The organism is Leptospira ainlahdjerensis (assembly GCF_016919175.1).
In the GTDB taxonomy this organism is placed as follows: Bacteria; Spirochaetota; Leptospiria; order Leptospirales; family Leptospiraceae; genus Leptospira; species Leptospira ainlahdjerensis.
The window spans coordinates 1-19,186 of record NZ_JAFFPU010000016.1; the positions used below are offsets into that span (position 1 = coordinate 1).

Annotated in this window: 21 protein-coding genes; 16 read left to right on the plus strand and 5 right to left on the minus strand. The window is 42.6% G+C overall.

What is annotated here, in order from left to right; genetic code table 11:
• Both JWG45_RS03785 and JWG45_RS03790 read left to right on the plus strand, forming a co-directional pair.
• The coding region (locus JWG45_RS03785; protein WP_205278457.1) for a GAF domain-containing SpoIIE family protein phosphatase at nt 1-1,005 on the plus strand (1,005 nt) is incomplete at its 5' end.
• A gap of 134 nt (nt 1,006-1,139) precedes the next feature.
• Nucleotides 1,140-1,811 carry a response regulator gene (locus JWG45_RS03790; protein ID WP_205278458.1) on the plus strand — a complete coding sequence of 224 codons (672 nt, stop codon included), beginning with the start codon at nt 1,140-1,142 and terminating at the stop codon, nt 1,809-1,811.
• 13 nt (nt 1,812-1,824) lie between these two features.
• Here the strand turns inward: JWG45_RS03790 and JWG45_RS03795 are convergent, their stop codons facing one another.
• Nucleotides 1,825-2,295 (minus strand): MarR family winged helix-turn-helix transcriptional regulator, encoded by a 471-nt coding sequence (locus tag JWG45_RS03795; protein ID WP_205278459.1) that lies wholly within the window; start codon nt 2,293-2,295, stop codon nt 1,825-1,827.
• A gap of 107 nt (nt 2,296-2,402) precedes the next feature.
• On the opposite strand from JWG45_RS03795, the gene JWG45_RS03800 reads away from it, so the two are divergent.
• Genes JWG45_RS03800 through JWG45_RS03815 form a run of 4 tightly spaced genes read left to right on the plus strand, consistent with a single transcriptional unit; the run spans nt 2,403 to nt 4,541 of the window.
• The gene (locus JWG45_RS03800; RefSeq protein WP_205278460.1) at nt 2,403-3,242 is read left to right on the plus strand and encodes a sterol desaturase family protein; all 840 of its coding nucleotides are present in this window, start codon (nt 2,403-2,405) and stop codon (nt 3,240-3,242) included.
• A 58-nt stretch (nt 3,243-3,300) separates the two neighbouring features.
• Nucleotides 3,301-3,738, plus strand: coding sequence for a Spy/CpxP family protein refolding chaperone (locus JWG45_RS03805; protein ID WP_205278461.1), 438 nt, complete (start codon nt 3,301-3,303; stop codon nt 3,736-3,738).
• Nucleotides 3,728-4,279, plus strand: a complete 552-nt coding sequence (locus JWG45_RS03810; protein WP_205278462.1) for an RNA polymerase sigma factor — start codon at nt 3,728-3,730, stop codon at nt 4,277-4,279. Before JWG45_RS03805 ends, JWG45_RS03810 begins: the two co-directional genes overlap by 11 nt.
• Complete coding sequence (locus tag JWG45_RS03815; RefSeq protein ID WP_232380507.1) at nt 4,272-4,541, plus strand: hypothetical protein; 270 nt, start codon at nt 4,272-4,274, stop codon at nt 4,539-4,541. Before JWG45_RS03810 ends, JWG45_RS03815 begins: the two co-directional genes overlap by 8 nt.
• Nucleotides 4,542-5,289: 748 nt before the next feature.
• Here the strand turns inward: JWG45_RS03815 and JWG45_RS03820 are convergent.
• Genes JWG45_RS03820 through JWG45_RS03830 form a run of 3 tightly spaced genes read right to left on the minus strand, consistent with a single transcriptional unit; the run spans nt 5,290 to nt 9,229 of the window.
• Entirely contained in the window at nt 5,290-6,162 is an 873-nt protein-coding gene (locus JWG45_RS03820) for an efflux RND transporter periplasmic adaptor subunit (protein WP_205278463.1), read from the minus strand.
• Between the two features lie 2 nt (nt 6,163-6,164).
• The gene (locus JWG45_RS03825) at nt 6,165-8,471 is read right to left on the minus strand and encodes an ABC transporter permease (protein WP_232380508.1); all 2,307 of its coding nucleotides are present in this window, start codon (nt 8,469-8,471) and stop codon (nt 6,165-6,167) included.
• Between the two features lie 29 nt (nt 8,472-8,500).
• Nucleotides 8,501-9,229: an ABC transporter ATP-binding protein gene (locus tag JWG45_RS03830; RefSeq protein ID WP_205278464.1), complete on the minus strand. Its 729-nt coding sequence runs from the start codon at nt 9,227-9,229 to the stop codon at nt 8,501-8,503.
• A 136-nt stretch (nt 9,230-9,365) separates the two neighbouring features.
• Between JWG45_RS03830 and JWG45_RS03835 the strand changes: the two genes are divergently transcribed.
• From JWG45_RS03835 to JWG45_RS03855, 5 genes are all read left to right on the plus strand, one after another.
• Nucleotides 9,366-10,499, plus strand: coding sequence for a helix-turn-helix domain-containing protein (locus tag JWG45_RS03835; RefSeq protein WP_205278465.1), 1,134 nt, complete (start codon nt 9,366-9,368; stop codon nt 10,497-10,499).
• A 93-nt stretch (nt 10,500-10,592) separates the two neighbouring features.
• On the plus strand, nt 10,593-11,483 hold the full coding sequence (locus JWG45_RS03840) for a YHYH protein (RefSeq protein ID WP_205278466.1): 891 nt from the start codon (nt 10,593-10,595) through the stop codon (nt 11,481-11,483).
• Nucleotides 11,470-12,027, plus strand: coding sequence for a toxin-antitoxin system YwqK family antitoxin (locus tag JWG45_RS03845; protein ID WP_205278467.1), 558 nt, complete (start codon nt 11,470-11,472; stop codon nt 12,025-12,027). The genes JWG45_RS03840 and JWG45_RS03845 overlap by 14 nt, the downstream gene beginning before the upstream one ends.
• 11 nt (nt 12,028-12,038) lie before the next feature.
• Nucleotides 12,039-12,752 carry an SCO family protein gene (locus tag JWG45_RS03850; protein ID WP_205278554.1) on the plus strand — a complete coding sequence of 238 codons (714 nt, stop codon included), beginning with the start codon at nt 12,039-12,041 and terminating at the stop codon, nt 12,750-12,752.
• A gap of 461 nt (nt 12,753-13,213) precedes the next feature.
• Nucleotides 13,214-13,567 (plus strand): single-stranded DNA-binding protein, encoded by a 354-nt coding sequence (locus JWG45_RS03855; RefSeq protein WP_205275763.1) that lies wholly within the window; start codon nt 13,214-13,216, stop codon nt 13,565-13,567.
• 145 nt (nt 13,568-13,712) lie between these two features.
• On the opposite strand, the gene JWG45_RS03860 is transcribed toward JWG45_RS03855, so the two are convergent.
• Nucleotides 13,713-14,552, minus strand: a complete 840-nt coding sequence (locus JWG45_RS03860; protein WP_205278468.1) for a bile acid:sodium symporter family protein — start codon at nt 14,550-14,552, stop codon at nt 13,713-13,715.
• 214 nt (nt 14,553-14,766) lie between these two features.
• On the opposite strand from JWG45_RS03860, the gene JWG45_RS03865 reads away from it, so the two are divergent.
• From JWG45_RS03865 to JWG45_RS03885, 5 genes are all read left to right on the plus strand, one after another.
• The gene (locus JWG45_RS03865) at nt 14,767-15,330 is read left to right on the plus strand and encodes a phosphoribosyl-AMP cyclohydrolase (RefSeq protein WP_205278469.1); all 564 of its coding nucleotides are present in this window, start codon (nt 14,767-14,769) and stop codon (nt 15,328-15,330) included.
• 57 nt (nt 15,331-15,387) lie between these two features.
• Complete coding sequence (gene mltG / locus JWG45_RS03870) at nt 15,388-16,404, plus strand: endolytic transglycosylase MltG (protein WP_205278470.1); 1,017 nt, start codon at nt 15,388-15,390, stop codon at nt 16,402-16,404.
• Between the two features lie 327 nt (nt 16,405-16,731).
• The gene (locus tag JWG45_RS03875; RefSeq protein ID WP_205278471.1) at nt 16,732-16,989 is read left to right on the plus strand and encodes a hypothetical protein; all 258 of its coding nucleotides are present in this window, start codon (nt 16,732-16,734) and stop codon (nt 16,987-16,989) included.
• A gap of 333 nt (nt 16,990-17,322) precedes the next feature.
• A complete protein-coding gene (locus JWG45_RS03880) occupies nt 17,323-17,637 on the plus strand; it encodes a hypothetical protein (protein ID WP_205278472.1) in 315 nt (104 codons plus the stop codon).
• A 79-nt stretch (nt 17,638-17,716) separates the two neighbouring features.
• A complete protein-coding gene (locus JWG45_RS03885) occupies nt 17,717-19,162 on the plus strand; it encodes a sugar phosphate nucleotidyltransferase (RefSeq protein ID WP_332476239.1) in 1,446 nt (481 codons plus the stop codon).
• Nucleotides 19,163-19,186 lie beyond the last annotated feature (24 nt).

Below are 19,186 nucleotides of genomic sequence, written 5' to 3' on the forward strand. Positions count from 1 at the left end.
AATTATCTACTCCCTTTGAACATTCTTTCGATGTTGGACGCGCCGATTCTTATGGATGGAAAACTTCTCGGAATCATCTGTAACGAACACGTAGGCAAACGGCACTCTTGGACGTTAGAAGAACAAACATTTGTCGGTTCCCTCTCGGATATGATTCCGAGAATTTTTCAAGCGGTGGAAAGAAAAAAGGCCGAGGAAGAATTAAAAAAAGCGAATGAACGTTTGGAAAACACGGTGCGGACGAGAACCAAAATTATTATGAGTCAAAAGGAAGAGCTTGAACATCAGATCAAGATGGCCAAAAAAATACAGGGCGCTCTTTTGCCGGCTACTCTTCCAAAGTCCAAATATTTGGATCTACAATATCTTTACGAACCCATGATGGAACTCGGCGGAGATTTTGTGGACTTTCTCTACGACGAGGAACGTCTGACTCTCGGTTTTTTTATTTGTGACGTTTCGGGTCACGGAGTTTCTGCGGCATTGCTCGCTTCGATGGTGAAGATGTCTTATTCGAATTGGGGATCGTTTATTCAAAATCCGGAGTACGGTGTGGCTCATATTTATGAATCTCTCGCCGGAAAATTTGCGGGTCATTTTATTACCGCGATTCTCGGAACTCTAAACGTCAAAACCGGAGAAGGAAGAATGACCAACGCCGGTCATTGTCCACCCGTTCTTCTGAGCAGGGGAAAAAGGCCTCGCGTTTTTAATCAAACCGGCGCTTTGCTTACCGACTTGATTCCGCTCAAATTGGAAACGGTGCCGTTCCATTTGAATCCCGGCGATCGTCTGGTTCTTTATACGGACGGAATTATTGAAGCTTTCAATTTGAACCGGGAGATGTTTACCGAGGAACGTCTTCTTTCGAATTTGGATTCTTCCGAAAACGAAACTCTGGAAGGATTGTGTAAGAAAGTTTTTTCCGAGGTGGATCGTTTTATGGGAGTCGGTCACGAAGGTTTTTCGGACGATCTCACGCTTCTTGCACTGGAAAGAAAATAGAATTATAGTTAGGCGCCTTGATATTATTTTGAAACGAGTTTTCAAAGATGATACAAGGTTTTATCAAAATCAATGTCAAAAAGAAAAAGTAAGCGAAGAATGTAAGTTTACTCTTTATCGGAGATTAGAAAGGAATGAAAATCGTACCGAACTATTCGATTCTTCTTGCTGAAGACGACGAAAATAACGCCGAACTTCTTATTCGTCATCTGGAAAGATATAATTTCGAAGTGGATCATGTCGTCGACGGCTTTGCAGCGGAAATCAAACTTAGGAAACGGCGTTACGATTTGATTCTTACCGATAATAGAATGCCGAAACAAAGCGGTCTTAGTCTTTTAGAAAGAATTCCGGAAATCAACCGCACGACTCCAATTATTTTTTTAACCGTTAGCAATGAAAAGGAAACGATCATTCAAGCGGCACATAACAAAAGACTTGTCGCTTATCTTTTGAAACCGGTCGATACACAAGTCCTGCTGGAAAAAATCTGTCAAGGCTTGGGGATTCGTACGGATTCTCTCATCGATAAAAAAGCGTATCCTTTCGAGATGCATCCTTTGGACAAATCCGGTCACGGAACAGGGGTCGAGTTGAAGGGTTGTCCTTACGGAAAAAGTGTCGAAAAGTTAGTGCAAGAAATTTCATTTTTTCTAAAAGAACTTCCGAGTCTACGAAGTATTGTCATCAAAGTGAACCCGGAGTTTTATTATATCAAGAATGGTGAACAGTTGCTTTCCACTCTTGTGGATCGCCTCGCTATCAAATATGAAATCAAAAAGGAAGATATCAGCATTCTTAACTGACGGTGAATATCGCTTACTTGTTTTTAGTCCTTGTTCTATCGGTGTGTTTTTGAATCAAATTTTCCCGCATCCGGTGGAGGATCCGAAAAAGTTCGGATCTATCCTTCGTCGTCGTTCCGGAAAAAAGCCAGAGGTGTACCTTGCGGGAAAGACGTAGGATCTCCTTTCTTGCGAGGACTCCCGATTCGGTTAGATTTACCAAAGTGATACGCAGGTCTTTTTCCGAAGGGGTTCTGGCTATAAGTTTTAGATTTTCAAGACTTTGTATGATCGGAGTAATCGAAGATTGGTTACGGAGAATTTTTGCCGAGATGTCGCGCATGCTCTGTTTTCTTTTCGACAAAGCGCATAAAACGGCGCCCTGAGCCGGTAGAAGTGGCTGAACCGGAGATTTTTTATATTCGATTTCGATTTCGTTCAGGATCGAATCACGGAGTCCGGTGATCAAAAAAAGGATCAAGGACGAATCTATTCCTTCCCGCATTCGTATACCTCTCAAAAAAAGTTGACATTTTGAACGAACTTAGCCTGCGTATGGGAGGAAGGCAAGATTTTCCTTTGGCCCCAAAGTATTTAAGAAAGGTGGCTTATATGGAAATTAATTTCCTATTTTTGGGTGATTTGACTTCTACGCAGAGAAGTTTAATTTTGATCGCAGGTTTTGTCTTCGCTTGGTTCTTGGAACTCGTCTTTGGACTTCCTAAAAGTCTGAAAAATAAATTGTATCACTCGCGGATCAATCTAATCTTTTGGCTTACGACTTTTGTGATAAATCTGATTCTGGCCGGATTGATCGTAACGATCGTATCGTTTTCGATCTCAAGGGGCTACGGAATTCTCCAGATTTTCGGAATACAAGGATGGAGCGCTGTGTTTTTTTCGATTTTATTTTTGGACTTTTTCGCGGTTTATCTCACTCACCTTTTGGAGCATAAGATTCCTTTTTTATGGCGCTTTCACATAGTGCATCATTCCGATGTTTCGGTTGACGTGAGCACCGCGCTCCGTCATCATCCGGGCGAAGCACTTTTGAGAGCGTTTACAACCGCTTTGGGAGTGGGAATTTTAGGAGCGTCGATCGAGATTCTAATTTTATATCAGACTCTTTCCGGTTTATTCGCTCAACTCACACATATCGATACACGTCTGCCGAAACGTTTAGAGCGTTTTTTTTCCTTGGTCCTGATTACCCCGGGTTTACATAAGATACATCATCATTTTAAACAGCCCTATTCGGATCGAAATTATGGAAATATATTTTCTTTTTGGGATCGTATGTTCGGAACTTTTTCCATTCACGAAATCCAGGAGGTCGTCTACGGAATCGATATTTTGAAAAAGTCTGAAACTCGAGAAAAAAGTATCATGAGCCTTCTGAAATTACCTTTCGTTTACGAGAATGAAATTCAAAACGATCCTAGTTCTCTTTAAAAAAATGGAACCTGAGTTTGGAGATTTGGTCAGAGGATTAGAAAATGGGAGGAATCCAATGAAAGGATTTTTTAAAGTTTCCGGTCTGATTCTTGTGGTAGCTGCGTTGTTTGCGGGCGGATGTAGATTTTATAAGTCTCCTGAAAAAAGAGCAGAGTTTGTAGTAAAAAAGATCAGCTCCGAATTGGATCTAAACGATTCTCAAAAGAAAGAACTTAATCGTATCAAAGACGAGATTCTGTCTAAGAGAAAGGAACTAAAACTCGAGGGGCCTCGTATTCCTGCGGAAGCTCTCGCAGAGTTTCGTCAGCCAACCTTGGATGAAAAAAAGATAAACAAATCGTTTGAATTGGAGATGAGTAAAATGACGGAGATGAGACAATTTATGACAAAAAAAGCTGTTGAATTTCATACGATTCTCACTCCGGATCAAAGAAATAAATTTGTGGATTTGATTACAGAGTTTCAAAAGAAACATCATCACCATGATGACTGAATCTGAATTTACGGATATCGTCAGTTCCACTAGGGACATTGTCCTCTCTGCGATCGAAAAAAACCTCGCAGAGAGGTTTTCTTACGCGATCGATGATGTGGCGCAAGAAACTTATTTCCGTGCATACAAAGCCTTAAAAAAAGATCAATTCCGCAAGGAATCAAAAATGAGCACTTGGCTGTACGCGATCGCCAGAAACGAATCCCTGAGAATGAACGATAAACTGAAAAGAGAAGAAGAACGCGCCGATAAGTTAGCCCGCTCGAAAAAACCGGAAGACTTTATCACTGGAAATTCCAACATGAATGGAAAGTCGGGTGATGCCGAAAATAATTCTCTGGAAGTGATTGGATTACTCCGTTCCCTTTTAGTCAAAATCCCAGATAAATACAGAAGGGTTTTGGAATTCTATCTGGCGGGTTATACCGAAAAACAAATCGCCGAAACCATGGGCGTAAAACCGGGAACGGTAAAGTCCAGGGCCGCGCGAGGAAAAGAGATGATGAAACGGGTCGGAACAAAGGAGAAATTTTATGAATAACCGTAATTCCTCTCCTATGAAGGGAGAAATTTTAAAAAGAAAACAGGATCAAGATTGGGTGAAACATATTTCGTCTAACGTGGTTCGAAGAGATAAAAAAGAGACGAGAAACAAAAGAATCCTCGGCGCTTCGCTGGTTCTTTTTTTGAGTTTGAGCTCTTATGTTGGGTTTTGGGTTCAGGATTCTTTTTTGGATTCTCGAGATCAGGACTTATTAAGTATTGGTGTTTTTGAGGAATTGGAAGAGGCTTTCAGTCGTTGAGGTCGGAAGCATTGTTTCGGTTTCCGTGACTGTTTTGCGCAAGGAAAGGTCTTTCCGGCGTTTGATTTCTTTTCGGAGATCCGAAATCCTGTTTCAAAACAGAATTATTGTATTCAAATTTATGAATGTGTTTTGATTCTTTGGATTTACTTTTTTCTTGGGGTGCGATGATTCCGGACTTTCCGAGCATGCTGCAGGTTTTGCGGCCGCATTTGTAAGAAAATACGGTTTCGATCTTATGCGGGAGCCGACTGACTTTACGCTCCCGTGTCCACAACCTTTTTTTCAGGAGAAGCTCTGTAGGAACAAATGAAGGGTTGTCTTAGATCATTCTCGGATTCTTTGCCCTTCCGATTCTTTGGTGTAAAAAAGTCCAGGGATTGAATTTTACTTATGTCTTTCTTTTTATAGGAGAATTTGGGGAAAGGGCGAGGGCGCTCCAACTCATTCAAGGGTTGAGGAGATTTTCTTGGGACTGCCCTCTTCAGAATGATCTTGTCGTAGCTCCGACGAGAGGAATTTTAGTTGCAGAAAGTGTGCTTTTCTGATAGAGAAAAGCCTGCCGAGGTTTTTCCCGCCACCGCTCCCCTCCACCCAAGTTCAGGGCGGGGCGCGCGCCTTTTACAGTTGAATTGTCGTAGTTCCGACAGATTTTTTTTAATTTTATCTTTAATCTTCCTTTTTTTGATTCGAGAGTTGTATCAAAAATTATAATTTACTAATGTATGGTTTATATCTTTTTGATTTTTTATCGAATTTTCGCCCCTTCTTGAATCCCTTCGCCCGGATATAAGATCACTTCGTCTCCTTCTTTGAGGCCGCCGACGATCAATGCGTTTTCCCCGCTTCTGGCTTCCATTGTAACTTTTGTTTTTCTCGCTTTGTTTTTCAAAACTTGAAAGACGAACCAATCGTCTCCTTCCCGAAACAAAGCCGCGGTAGGAGCGATTGTCTGGTTTTCTTTTTTATCGCTTATGATCTTACAACGAACTTGAAATCCTTCTCCCATCGTAGAAGGAGGATCAAAATCGACAATCGCTCTTACTCTTTGTTCTTCCACCCCCAAGGATGAAATTTTTGTAAAGGCGGCCGGTTCCACCATTCTCAATTTGCCTTCCAATTTTCCGCCGCCCCAACCTTCGATTTCCACCGGATTTCCGGAATGAAGATGAACCGCTTCTTGTGTAAGAACTTCCACAGAAATTTCCAAACGATCCGTGTTTCCGACTTCGAGAAGAGGGGCCCCCATTTCGATTGGACCTTCGCTTTCTCGTATCACTTTGAGCACCTTACCGCTGATAGGCGACTTTACGGACCGATCGATGTCCCATCTTACGATCGCAAGGGTTTCCCCTTTGTTTACCGATTCTCCTGCGTTCTTATGAATCCTTTTGAGAACTCCGCTTACTGGAGAATAGATCGTAAACTTTTCCTGAACTCTCGTGATTCCTTCCTCTTCGATGATCTGCTGATAAGTTCCCTTTACGATCTTTGCAGTCTCGGATACCACCGGTTTTGGTTTTAATAAAAACCATAAAAGTAAAACGAGAATCCCGATTCCGATTGCAACTTTGAATTTTTGATTCGAAACGATCGCCTTCCAATCTTCCTTCCAATTCATATCTATTCCCTTATCTTTAGGATCGATAAAAGATCCATGGTTTTGATTTTTGAATACAAAATAAAATAACTCAGCACGGAAGTCGCTAATGTCATAAGAATTGCGACAGCGTAGGTTTTATACGAGATAATCAGCGGAATTTTGAATCCTTCGGTTTCTACGGTCGTCATCAATAGATACGCGAACGCATATCCAAGTACACAACCGATCGGAAGAGAGGCTAGGATCTCGAATCCCAATTCTCCCGCTAAAATTCTAAATACTTCGTCCCTTGTAAAACCGAGAATCCTTAGGCTTCCCAGCTCGAAAATCCTTTCGGATAAGGAAATCATCGCCGTATTATAAACGACACCTATCGAAATGACGGAAGCGAATATAAAAAGAATCACCGTTGTCGCGAGTGTGCTCCGGGACATTGTATCCGTAAATACTTTGAGACTTCCGGCACGTGTGGAAATTCCCGAAATTTTCGGTACATCCTTCAATCTCGATAAAAGTCCGGCTTCTTCCTTTGCGTCAGTTCTGAGCGCGATAAGATTCACACTTTCACCTTCGCCTAACAATTGATTTACGGAGTTCAGATCCATATAGGCGCCTTGGCCGAGAAGTTCTTCCACAAGCCCGTCCACTCTCACCGTTGTCTTCTTGCGATTTCCTTCCAAGACTTCCATCTGAATTTGAGAGCCGGTTTTGATTTTTAACTTTTCAGCGACTCCTGAATTCAAAAAAATTCCGGAACTTGGAGGAGTGAGAATATTTCTTTTTTTTCCCACGAGTCTTCTCAGTTCCGCATCGTTTGGAATTCCTTGAAGCGCCATTTCCTTGGAAAGATGCCCCGTACGGATCCGGATCGGAATCATTCTGTAACCTTCTGCGGAAAGGACGGCGGGATCTTTTTGAAGATTGTTCACAGCCGTTTTGGAAACCGGTCCTAAAAAGGAAACCGTGATCGATTCTCTTTGTAGAAGATCGAATTGGATTTCGATCATCGCGTTTACGGCGTCCCTTGAAAACATCCCTAGAACCATAATCATTACGGAAGTCGAAATTCCTAAAATCGCTATCAAAGTTCTCACCGGTCTTCTCGTTAGGTTTCTAAGAATCATTCGGGTTTGTGTTGAAAGGGACTTTGTATAAGACTCGATCCAGTTTTTTTTAAAACTCATCGGAACCGGTGGACGCATCGCCTGAGCAGGATCCAATTTTAGAACTCTTAGGATCGAGTAGGTGGTTCCTAACGCACCCGAAAGAACTCCGATAAAAACTCCCAGAAGTCCGAGGGAAGGATTGAAAATAAAAACGAGGTCTGGAAATCGATAAAACTCGGCGTATAAATTTTTCATCGCATCTCCGAGCCAGATTCCGACCATAACCCCAAAAACGGATCCAAGACCGCTGATCACGGAAATGATTTTGAGATAATGCAGAGCGATTTCTAGATTCGAATATCCTAATGCTTTCAGGGTGGCGATCTGCTCCCGTTCTTTTGCGATGATCCTCGTGGAGACGATATGAAGTAAGAATGCGGCGACCCCGAGAAAAATCATCGGCAAAGAATAGGCCATCGTTCTGAGTTGTTTGAATTCGTCTCTGAGAAAAGAATGGGAAGGAAGTTTGTCCCGGTCGTAAGAGCCGTATCCCCCGTAGGGTTCCAAAATTTGATCCATTCTTTTGAGAACCGAGGTCTTTTGGGCCCCGGGTGCGAACGTGAACACCGCGTCGTTGAACGCACCGACCATTCCAAAGGCGTCCTCCATTCCCTTTCGATCCATCCATAGAATTCCGAAATGTTTATCATCGGGAAGAGGATTGGTTCCTCGGAATATATAAACGTATTCCGGAGACAACGCGACTCCGGTAACCTTAAGAATTTTTTTTTCACCTTGCAGAATCCCGACGATCCGATTTCCGGGAACGAGTTTGTTTGCGATCGCAAAGGCTTCGCTTAACAAAACTTCGTTGTTCCCTCTGGGAAGCCGACCCAAGCGGAGATGAGGAACGTTGATTCCTTCGGATAAGGAAACGAATCTTCCGGACGTCGGAAGGGTTTCATTCGGAATATCTAATACGGCTTCTTGGACGATTCGAGAACGGATCGTTCCGATTCCGGGAACGTCGACAAGATTTTGAAGAACGGATTCGGGGGCCCTTTTTAAGGAGACAAATCCCTGTGCGAAGTATGAGGAAGAATAGAATTTTTCGCGCGCCGAAAAAAGAGAATCGTATGCGCTTCTCGAAGCTACAAAAACCCCCACTCCTGCGGCGACGACTAAGGCGATCGTGATCCCCTGAGCTTTGAGAGATTTCATTTCTCGAAAAACTTTTCGATCGAGGGTTTTCACCAGTTCAATTCTCGGGTCGTTTTTTTACGGGAATTCTTTTTGTTGGAAACGATGGTTCCGTCCCTCATCTCTACGATTCGATCGGCCATCTGCGCGATTGTCGCGTTGTGCGTAATTACAACAGTTGTTGTTCCCAATTCCAGATTTACCTTTGAGATCGCGTCCAAGACGACTCTGCCGGTTTTGAAGTCCAGAGCACCGGTCGGTTCGTCGCAGAGAAGAACGTCCGGCCGTTTGGCGATGGCTCTTGCGATCGCGACCCTTTGTTGTTCTCCACCGGACATCTGTGCGGGGAAGTGATCCTTTCTTTCGATCAGTCCGACGAGTTCGAGCGCTTCCTCGGAGGTCATCGGATGAGAGCTAAGTTCGGTCACCAGGGAAACATTTTCAAGCGCAGTAAGACTCGGAATTAAATTATAAAATTGGAATACGAATCCTACGTGGTCCCTTCGATAAAGGGTAAGACTTTGATCGTCGCTCGAGAATAGGTCGTGATCTTGGAATCGCACTTCGCCGGAGGTGGGAGTGTCGAGTCCCCCTAAAATGTTCAGAAGAGTGGATTTGCCCGAACCGGACGGCCCTAAAAGAACCACAAACTCTCCGGATATGAGTTCCAAATCTACGTCGTGAAGCGCGGGAACTTCGATTTCTCCCATCTTGTAGATCTTACCGATTTTTTTGGCTTCGAATACGATCTCGTTTTTTTTTCGATTCTTTTGGATCATCGCAGGAGGCCATGTTGCTTTTTTTAAGAACTTCAGAAAAGAAAAATAATTTTCTTAGGACTTGATTTACATCATCGAAATTTTATCCTTTCCTTAATTCATTTTGCAATCTTTACAAAAAGGAAATTTTTCATTCATGCCTCCTGTTGGTCCGTCGCATCCTCCCGGTTTTCCAATTCCGGCGATTTCATTGACAATCACCTTTTTTGCGATTTTTGTTCTTTGGTTCAAAAGGCATCGATTTTCCTTTGATCGATGGTTCGTCTTTTTCCTGTTAGGTCTTAGCTGTCTTCACTTCGCTCATCTATTGAGAAGAGGTTTTGGAAGATCGTATTTCGATTTTTTTCATATTCCTCAGCTCCTCTTGGGGCCATTATTCTTTCTTTATTTAAAGGATATCACCGGTATCGGAGTCAGGAGAAAAGATTGGTTTCATTTTCTGCCGTATCTTGTTTTTGTTTTTTTATTCTTTCTATTTAGAATCCAAGAAGAATCGCGTTGGTTGTCGGACTTTTTTTTCGGTCCGGCGGGATGGGTTTTAAAAAGGACAACTTTTGTTTCTTTGCTTTTCTATTCTATCTTTAGCTATTGTAGAATTTACAAATTGGAAAAAGAGCCGATCAATCCGGCGATCGAGTCGTTGCAGTTTGGATGGTTGAAACTGCTGATCGTTCTCGTTTTTCTAATTTTGATCTATCAAACCGTATTCTTTTTTTGGAATGAACTTTCGGATTCTTCTTTGGAAGGAAATCTGCCTCCGATTCGAGGATACGATATTCTGATCTTTACGATTTTATTTTCTTTATTCGGGGTTCGTCAGAGTATGATTCATTCCGCCTGGCTTCTCGGACAAAACGATTCTGTCCCCGCCGTTAAAAAGAGAAAATACGAACGATCCGGTTTGGAATTCGGAAAGTTAAACGAATACGCGGTCTCTATAAAAGAATTTATGGATCTGAAAAAACCTTATCTCGACTGCGAATTCTCCTTAGATCAATTGGCCGAAAGTTTGAAAGTTCCGAGGGCGCACGTCACACAGGCGTTAAACGAGGTCCTGGAAACGAATTTTTACAATTTTATAAACGAATATCGAGTTCGGGAATTCATTCGACTCTTGGATACGATTCCGGAGGAAAAAGCCGGGGTTCTCAATTTGGCCTTCGACGCGGGGTTCAATTCCAAATCCACGTTCAATCAGGCGTTTAAGAGGATTATGGGAACTACTCCTTCGCTCTACATCTCCGAAAAAAGAGAAAAAAACGAGTCTTAGCCGATTGGTTCGGTCGACGATTTTCGTCCACTGCCTTATACTCAAGTGTCAATGGAACAATGCGCCAAGGCGCTTGACAAAAAAGGAGAAAATATGATTCAAAAAACGATTCTTATTCTTATATTGAGCCTTTCCTTTCTACTTTGTAAAAAGGAAGAATCGAACGACGATTTGACGATCGCAACTTTGGGAGTGATCGCGGCCAGCGGGTTTTGTAACGGAACTCTCGCGACTACGGGAGTTACGGTTTCCAAAACGACCGCTACGATCGATTCATCCTCCGGTTGTGTGACTGGCGTGACTACTTGTATGGACTCGGCTCTTCCGGCTTGGATCAAAGATAATTTTAAATGTTCTACGGCTTATGTTTCAGGAAATTCTTACATCTTTAAATCTCAAAACGTTCCGAACACCAAGAGTTACTATTACGGTTCCACTTCTCCTTTGTTTGAAGCGCTTCCCGGCGGTAACACACCCGCGGGAAATAATTCCGTTTCCAGTCAAAAAATAACCTATTCGATCCCGTCGACCCCGACCCAAGGAACTGGAAAAGTCGGAACTCAGAGCGGTTATGTTTCCATAGGAATCACCGTGAACGGGCTTGCAATTTTCAACAACGCGGCCAATCCACCGGATACTTTAGCCGTGGAAGCGCTTACCTTTGATAACTTCGGAGGACATCCTCAAAACACCGGAGTGTATCATCATCATGCAAGCGTTTCGAAGGTGAGTAACAACGACGCGAATCTAATCGGAATCATCTTGGATGGATACGCGCTTTACGGAAAAAAATGCGACTCGGGTACCGCCGCGACCGGAGACGATTTTACTCCTGTTTTGGATTCCTTACACGGTCATACCGCCGTTACGGTTCATTTTTCCACTCCTACCTATCATTACCATTTTGCTCCGGACGCAACTGCGGGTATCGATACTTTGATGGGATCCTTCTTTTACGGTACCGTGGGAAGTGTTTCGAACTAATTTTCCTTTTGTCCTTGGGATTCTTTTGACGTTCGTCTTTTCGAGTTGTCAAAAAAGTTCGACGGTTGATTTCTCCGATCCGGGTCTTGTGCGGGCTCAGGATCGGGTTTTCTATTTGAACAAACCTTTTGAAGGAATCATTCGAACGGAGATTCCGGCCTTAGGGGAAACACAATTCGCACATTACAAAAATGGAATGGAGGACGGAGAATTTATTTCCCGGAATCAAAGCGGTCAAGTATTGGAAAGAAGAAGATTCGAAAAAGGACAAAAGGTGGGGATTCATAGGGCTTGGTTTCCGAACGGAAACAACCGTTTCTATTCCGAATTCAAAAACGGAAAATACACAAACGATCGGTGGGAATGGCACGATAACGGCAAACCCTTTCTCTATGAAAAATACGACGAGGACGGGAAAATCCTCGTTTCAAAAAAATGGAATCGAAACGGTCAGATTTATATGAATACGGTGATAGCAACCGACGGAAGTTCATTCGGACTCCCGGGAAGCAAAATCTGCGAACCTATCAAAAAATCGGAATGAAAAATAATATGATGAGAATCTTATGTACTATTTTGATTTTTTTCTTTTCGATCGGTTGTGACGAAAAGAAGGAAACATTCTACCCCGAACTTACTTATTCTTCTTCTCCAAAGGACGGAATTCTCCCGTATTTTAAAGGTGATGTGATGGATCCTTTTTGGCCGGAAGAGAACGGAGTATTCCCTTCTGATCTCAAAAAGCTTCCAGAGTTCTCTCTTGTTTCGCACGAGAATCAGGAATTCAATCTCAAAAATCTTGGACAAAAATACACGTTAGTCGTCTTCTTTTATGCGAAGTGTAAGGGGATTTGTCCGATGATCACTCGGAACATGTTGACTTTTTTTCCTAAGATCGCGGATCAAAAGGACGTGCAGATAGTATCCATTTCGGTCAATCCCGAAATCGATACCGTGGATGTTTTAAAAAAATTCCGTTCTCTGTATAAAATTTCTCAGAGTCAATGGATTTTTTTGACGGGTTCTAAGAAGACAATTTTCAATCTTGCAAGAAATCAGTTTGGCGCTGATATCAAAGTAATCCAAGGAAAGGACGATCTGAACGATTTCGTTCATACGGAAAATGTTTATCTCATCGATCGAAAGAATTTTCTTCGCGGAGTTTATCGCGCTAAAGGATCCGGCGATTTGGAGAGACTTCGGATCGAATTGAATACCCTAAAAGAAGAAGACCGAAAAAATTCTTCCATTGCGATTTCCAAAAAATAGAATCCGAGAAAGTTTTTCCGGCGTAAAAGATTCCGAATTTTATCGAGTTTTAGACCTTGTCGCAAAACCAAAGAATTCCACTTTTGTAAGACCTGGAAAGTTGGAAAGTTCGTGGTAAGAAAACAGGAGTTCCGACAGATTGTTTCTCGAAGCGACTTCGGAGCTTTTGAAAAGGCTTCTTGTGATCCCAATTCCTATGGGAGTTCCTACATTTGAGTTTTTGGGAAAACTCCGCATTCAGACGTTTCAAAGCCCGGTTTTGAATTTTTTTTCGAGACGATACTTTGTCGGAGGAAGAATTCCAAAATTCTAATATTTCTAAGGGAGAAAATCCCAAAAGGACGAACCTCAAAAAAAAAGAATTCTTTCTAAAAAAAATTCTAAAATTCGCTCCGCGTTGATCGGCTCAGGAACCGTAAGAGGCGAGGGGGAAAAACTCCCTCGATTTGAGGAGAAAAACAATGAAAAACCTATCGCATATCATTCTGGACGGAAATCTTACAGCAGATCCGGAACTCAAAACTCTCAACAGCGGAAAAAGCGTTGCAACGTTTACTCTTGCAGTGAACCACGATTACAGATCGACTCCGGATCATCCGAGCGAGGTTTCTTACATCGACGTGGAAGCATGGGAGAAGCAGGCGGAGAACTGCCACGAATATCTCAAGAAGGGGAAAAAAGCGACCGTGATCGGAGAGCTCAGGCAGGATCGTTGGAAAGCACAGGACGGAGGCAATCGAAGTAAGATGAAGGTCGTCGTTCATACGGTTCGTTTTGACGGCTTACCGGGAAGAAGAGAAAAAGAGGCGGCTTAAAATTCTGAAGGGGGAGAATCGAAAGATTCTCCCCTGCGATTCGAAAAGATTCAAAATTAAAAATTCTACGATCTTTGATCGCGACAAAAATTCACATCCTTCTCTCGAAACCTTTTGTATTTAAGAATCGCACTTTTCAATCTGATCAAACATTCTTCCAGCGTCTCCAAAAAAAAGAAGCGGGAAACGCAGCTAAATACATAATAAAACCGTAAAGTAGAATCGTGATCAAAACCCGAGGATCTCCCGTCTGTTCATTCGCTAAAAAAAGGGCGAGAGAAAGATTTCTGATTCCGCTTACGATTCCGATGCTCCTTCTATCTTCTGCTTTTTCTCTAAACAAAAAAATTCCACTCGTAAAGGAAAAAACCGAGACAAGAAAAATCGTCGTCCAGACGAAGGGGCCGAATTCTAAAATTTGTTCCCAATATTTGAAAGCGAGATAGAGAATGGAAAATCCGAGCGCCAGGTTGCTAATTCGGACAAGATAGGGGGAAACTCGAAACGCAATGTTTTCTTTTGTCTTCCGAATCCAAAATCCGATTCCTAAAGGAAGGCCGAAGAAGATAAATCCGATCGCCAATAATTTGGGAAGAACCCGGAGCGCTTTTTCGAGTTCAAAGAGGGAACTTCCGGCATAAAGCGTTATGAGAACGGGAGCCGTAAAAAGACTCATAAAATTCAAAAGACTCAACATGGCCGCGCCGGTTCCGGGAGCTCCCTTTGCTTTTAAGATAAAAAGTCCCGCGGAGGCGCCTCCGCCCGAAGAAGCGCAGAGAAAGATTCCCAAGCTGATCGCCGAAGAGAGTTGAAAAACTTTGCAGAGGATAAATGCAAGGAGAGGAAGAAGGAAGAGATTGATAAAACAAACTCCAATTCCGATCTTAAACATTTTCTTTGTGGAATTCAATTGCTCTGAAGTGAGTTCGAGCCCGAGAGAACTCATCGAAGATAAGGCCAGAAGAATGAGTGCGGCTTCTAACATGGATTCTCCGTAGTATTTTTTCTTTCTATAAATTGCAATCAAAGATGCGGAAGTAGATTCTCCCGAAGTCCAAGAAAAGAGGGAGTTCCTACTTTTCTAGAAACTACGATCGGATTTCGGTCTTTGCCGGAAGGAGAATCTAAAAATTTCTGTAAAGCTGGACTGGAACCGAATTCCAAAAATCCTGGTTCAGAGTCGATTCTCCAAAAAATATATGAGTTCCCGCAAAATAACAGTCCTCCGAGTGCAAGCTCCGAAAAGAACAATTTCTTCTTTAACTCGTTTTCAAGAAGAAGAATTGAATGATTATAGAAAAACCCTTCCTTCCGGAACTCGGGAAGAAGTGGATTGCGACGAGGATACGATTCTTTTTCTTCATTCCAGTTTTGATCCTCTGGAATTTCTGAAAACGAAGGAGGTCCTACATCTTCCGGATGGAGAAATGATTCCCGTCGTTGCGATCGATCCGAACGGAGAAATTTTGATGCAGGCTTTCGGGAACGAGGAAAGTCAGAGATTGACCTTGGAAACCGGATTCGCCCATTATTTCAGCCGTTCTCGGAATCAGCTCTGGAAAAAAGGCGATACCTCCGGACATACTCAGAAAATTCTTCAGATTCTTTCCCCAAAGGACCGTTCCTTTTTGGTCTATCAAGTGGAGCAGAAAGTGGCGGCCTGTCACGAAGGATACTACAGTTGTTTTTTTAGAGAAAGAATGTCAGGAGGAGAATGGAATCCGCTTCCTGTCCCAAGAAATTTTCTTCCAGAAAAGAGCTAAAATTGCATTCTGACCTTGAACTCTCTTAAAAACCGGTCGAAGGAAATATAAGAACTTATGAATTTTAAAAAACTTTTGATTTTCGCGGGACTCTTTGTAGGAGCTCTTCTTTTGATCGCGGTTACGACTTTTTTTGTCGTGGATGAACTCAAGGGAGGAGCCGTAGGTTCCGGCCAAACAAAGTTGGATCTCCTCATCGAATCCGGAGATACTCCGGGAAAAATCGTAGAAACTCTCTCCACTCACGGGATGATCAAGTCCTCGAAATACTTTCTCTATCTCGTTCGTTTTACAAGAAGCGCAGGAAAGATCAAACAAGGTCTCTATGAGATCAACGATGGAATGGATTCTCGAAAGATTCTCCAAGTGATCACCGAGGGAAAGGTAAAACTCGTAAACTTTACGATTCCGGAAGGTTATAACAATCGTCAGATCGGAGATCTTCTTACTTCTAAAAAGCTCATCTCGAAACGTCAGGATTTTTTACTCGCTGCGAGCGAACCCGAACTCTTGAGAGAATTTAAAATTCCGGCAACTTCTGCGGAGGGATATCTATTCCCGGAAACATACAGTATTCCTATCAACTTTCCGGTGGATAAGATCGTAAGAATGATGATCAAAAGATTCTACGTTCGTATTCAAAAAATCGAAAAAGCTAAGAATCTTTCTCCCGCAGAACTTCATAAATTTGTAATATTGGCTTCGGTAGTCGAGAGGGAAGCTAAGAGAAACGAAGAAAGACCTCTGATGGCGGGAGTTTTTAACAATCGTCTGAAAAGAGATATGCCTCTCGAATCCTGTGCGACGATTCAATATCTTTTTGACAAACCTCACAGTAGAATCTTTGAAAAAGATCTAAAGATAGTTTCTCCCTACAATACCTATTTGAACAAAGGTTTTCCGCCAGGTCCGATTTCAAACCCAGGTTTTTCCGCGCTCGAAGCCGCGTTTTATCCAAAAGAATCCGAATATCTTTTCTTTCTCTTAAAAGGGGACGGTTATCATTACTTCGCTAAGACCTTGAAAGAACATTTGGAAGCGAAGAAAAAATACATAGACGTTCTTTACGACTGAGTAAAGAAGAATCATTCTTCAAGGCTTTCGATCGGGCTTGAAGAATGATTTTTGAGAAGTATAAGAATCATCCTAAGAATTTTTGGAAACCGTTCTCCATTTCAGAAGCCGAAATTCTTTTTCTATGAATTCGTAAAAATAGGTTTTTTCCGAGATCGAATCTCAAACGGACTTGAAGTCCGTTTGCAACCTCTTTTGGGAAGGAATGTTTTGTAGGAACAATCAGTGTAGGAACTCCCAATTTTAAGAGATTTGAGTTCGGACTCTAAAATTCTTCTGTACAGAAAAGGAATTCTCAGGCCGAATTCAAAAGTAGGGAATTCAAAAATGACCACTCCTGATTTAGAAATCAAAACAGTCACGCAAGAGTTGATGGAAGTTCAGAAGGCTCTGAATGTATTCCGAGAAAAACAGAAGAATCGCGAATCCGTAGACGACGCGGCGATTGAGTTCGTTACAAAGGCGGACCTTGTCATTCAGAGGGCTGAAAGAAAAGAAATCCTTTTGACGGAAGACCAAAAGAGAAAGATCAAGAACAATCTTCTTCGTATTCGGGCTTCTCTCGTTCGGAATCAGGCATCGTAGGAGTTTTTCTTTCTAGAATTCTTCTCAGACATTTCTTTCTCTGAAACAAAAGTTTGGAAAGAATCGCGAGATCCTTCTGAAGAGGAACGTTTTTAGGAGTTCATACAAAGCCCCTTCGAATGTTTCCTTTTCAATGGAGAATTTCCGTGTTTCGGAAAAAAAAATCTCCAACATTTCCCAGCGAACCTCCGTCAAGATCGGAAAAACTTCAGCACCCAGCTTTCCTTGATTCGAGATGTCCGGTTGGTCCACCAATTTTCAAAGGAAGGTTGTCGGAGTTCCGACGAAACACTTCTGATTTTATCCTTACCCGGAGCTTATTTGAATTTCCAGATGAATTTGTCGGAACTACGACAAATTTCCGTAAAAGTCGTGCGCCCCGCCCAAATTTCGGGTGGAGGGGAGCGGTGGCGGGAAAAATCCGGAAACTTTCCTCTATCACAAAATTCTAATTTTGCAAGCAGAAATCCCCGCGTAGGAACTCCTACAAAACCCTTGTCTCGGGACGATTCCCGTTGCAGCCCCTTTCAACTTCTGAGTAAGGTGATGACTCCGATGAGGGCGGGGACCGCGGCTTTCACAGAAATGGTGTCCTTGTTCCTACCGCTTCTTCGAAAGAATGAGTTCATTTTTAAATACGCTTCCTAATTTTCTGACTTCCATTCTCCCGGAAGCTTCCTCCAAATCCTTTTTGACACCGCAAGCCTGTAAAAATAGCCTATCTCCAGTGGAAAAGATTGAAGTTGGAGTCATCGCCGCGGCGGGTAAGGGGACCAGGGCCTATCCTAGGACATCCTACATTCCGAAGCCTTTATTTGAATTTCAGGGAAAGACGATCCTGGAAAGAAACGTGGAACTCATGCAGACCACCTTCAAGGTCAAAAAGATTTATGTCCTCGTCGGACATCTCAAAGAAATGGTTGTCTCTGAAATCGAAAAGATTCAAAAGAATCACCGCAACGTAGAAATCATTCCTTCCCCTTGGACGACCAAGGGACTCGCGAGCGATATCGCTAGTTTAGAATCTCAGATCCATTCTCCTTTTATCACGATCTTGGGAGACGAGTTTTACTTTCATCCCGATCATAAAAAATTCTTAAATACGCTTCAAAAACATCCGAAGCTAATCGCTTCCATCGGGGTTCAACAGACTTCTCTTCTTTCTCGAATCCGTAAAAACTATTCCGTGGAACTCAAAGGTGATCGGATTCTCGAACTCGTCGAAAAACCTTCCGATCCTCCGAACGATCTTCTTGGCCTCGGAAGTTATCTCTTTACACCCGCGTTTTTTGAATACTTCAAAAAAACTCCTCCTTCTCCTAAGAGTGGCGTCATCGAAATCACGGACGTCATCGACTTTATGGCGAAGGACAGCGGAAAGGTTTTTGCGACCGAGTTGGACGTGGAATATTTCAATATCAATTCCATGCAGGATTACCACCACGCCGTTTACGAAATTCGTAATGAAGAATTTGCTCGTTTTAAAACGACATTGATCATTCCCACAAAAAACAACGAACGTTCCATCGCGGACGTCATCGTCGATTTTAGGGGGAAGGTGGACGAGGTTCTTGTCGTAGACGCCGGGTCCACTGATAGAACATTAGAAATTTCTAAAAAAGAAAAAGCTAAAGTTCTTCACTGCGACGCGGAAGGCGCCTCCGACGTTTTCGGAAAACAAATTCAAATGGGAATTCACTCCGCATCCGGGGATATAACGATTATCGTAACTCCGGACGGTTCTTATCGTTCCAAAGATTATCCTAAGTTATTGGAATATCTAAAAGATTCCGATATGGTCATCGGAACTCGTACGACTCGGCAGATGATCGAGCAAGGTTCCAATCTTTTACCCGGAGTTCGTGTCGTAAATCTGATTCTCGGAAAACTCATCGAAGTGTTTTGGTGGGGAATGGAGCCGCGTTTTACGGACGCGATGTGTTCTTACTTTGCGATCTGGAAGGATTCCTATTTTAAAATCGAAGAACGTCTGGAAATGAAAGATCAGAGAATCATTCCCGAACTTATGATGGAAACCGTGAGATCGTATATGCGTTGTATCGAAATCCCGATTTCTTATTATCGCCCGATCGAATCCGTAAAAAAGAAAATGACGCAAGAGTTTCTATCTATCGTTCGGCTTATGATCCGTAAAAAATGGTTCGGCAACTAATTTAGAATTTTGTAATTATAGAAT

Excerpts from the sequence above, each read along its gene's own strand:
- JWG45_RS03790 (WP_205278458.1), top strand. The coding sequence starts at position 1,140 with ATGAAAATCGTACCGAACTATTCGATTCTTCTTGCTGAAGACGACGAA.
- JWG45_RS03795 (WP_205278459.1), bottom strand. The coding sequence starts at position 2,295 with ATGCGGGAAGGAATAGATTCGTCCTTGATCCTTTTTTTGATCACCGGA.
- JWG45_RS03800 (WP_205278460.1), top strand. The coding sequence starts at position 2,403 with ATGGAAATTAATTTCCTATTTTTGGGTGATTTGACTTCTACGCAGAGA.
- JWG45_RS03805 (WP_205278461.1), top strand. The coding sequence starts at position 3,301 with ATGAAAGGATTTTTTAAAGTTTCCGGTCTGATTCTTGTGGTAGCTGCG.
- JWG45_RS03810 (WP_205278462.1), top strand. The coding sequence starts at position 3,728 with ATGATGACTGAATCTGAATTTACGGATATCGTCAGTTCCACTAGGGAC.
- JWG45_RS03815 (WP_232380507.1), top strand. The coding sequence starts at position 4,272 with ATGAATAACCGTAATTCCTCTCCTATGAAGGGAGAAATTTTAAAAAGA.
- JWG45_RS03820 (WP_205278463.1), bottom strand. The coding sequence starts at position 6,162 with ATGAATTGGAAGGAAGATTGGAAGGCGATCGTTTCGAATCAAAAATTC.
- JWG45_RS03825 (WP_232380508.1), bottom strand. The coding sequence starts at position 8,471 with ATGAAATCTCTCAAAGCTCAGGGGATCACGATCGCCTTAGTCGTCGCC.
- JWG45_RS03830 (WP_205278464.1), bottom strand. The coding sequence starts at position 9,229 with ATGATCCAAAAGAATCGAAAAAAAAACGAGATCGTATTCGAAGCCAAA.
- JWG45_RS03835 (WP_205278465.1), top strand. The coding sequence starts at position 9,366 with ATGCCTCCTGTTGGTCCGTCGCATCCTCCCGGTTTTCCAATTCCGGCG.
- JWG45_RS03840 (WP_205278466.1), top strand. The coding sequence starts at position 10,593 with ATGATTCAAAAAACGATTCTTATTCTTATATTGAGCCTTTCCTTTCTA.
- JWG45_RS03850 (WP_205278554.1), top strand. The coding sequence starts at position 12,039 with ATGAGAATCTTATGTACTATTTTGATTTTTTTCTTTTCGATCGGTTGT.
- JWG45_RS03855 (WP_205275763.1), top strand. The coding sequence starts at position 13,214 with ATGAAAAACCTATCGCATATCATTCTGGACGGAAATCTTACAGCAGAT.
- JWG45_RS03860 (WP_205278468.1), bottom strand. The coding sequence starts at position 14,552 with ATGTTAGAAGCCGCACTCATTCTTCTGGCCTTATCTTCGATGAGTTCT.
- JWG45_RS03865 (WP_205278469.1), top strand. The coding sequence starts at position 14,767 with ATGAGTTCCCGCAAAATAACAGTCCTCCGAGTGCAAGCTCCGAAAAGA.
- mltG (WP_205278470.1), top strand. The coding sequence starts at position 15,388 with ATGAATTTTAAAAAACTTTTGATTTTCGCGGGACTCTTTGTAGGAGCT.
- JWG45_RS03875 (WP_205278471.1), top strand. The coding sequence starts at position 16,732 with ATGACCACTCCTGATTTAGAAATCAAAACAGTCACGCAAGAGTTGATG.
- JWG45_RS03880 (WP_205278472.1), top strand. The coding sequence starts at position 17,323 with ATGAATTTGTCGGAACTACGACAAATTTCCGTAAAAGTCGTGCGCCCC.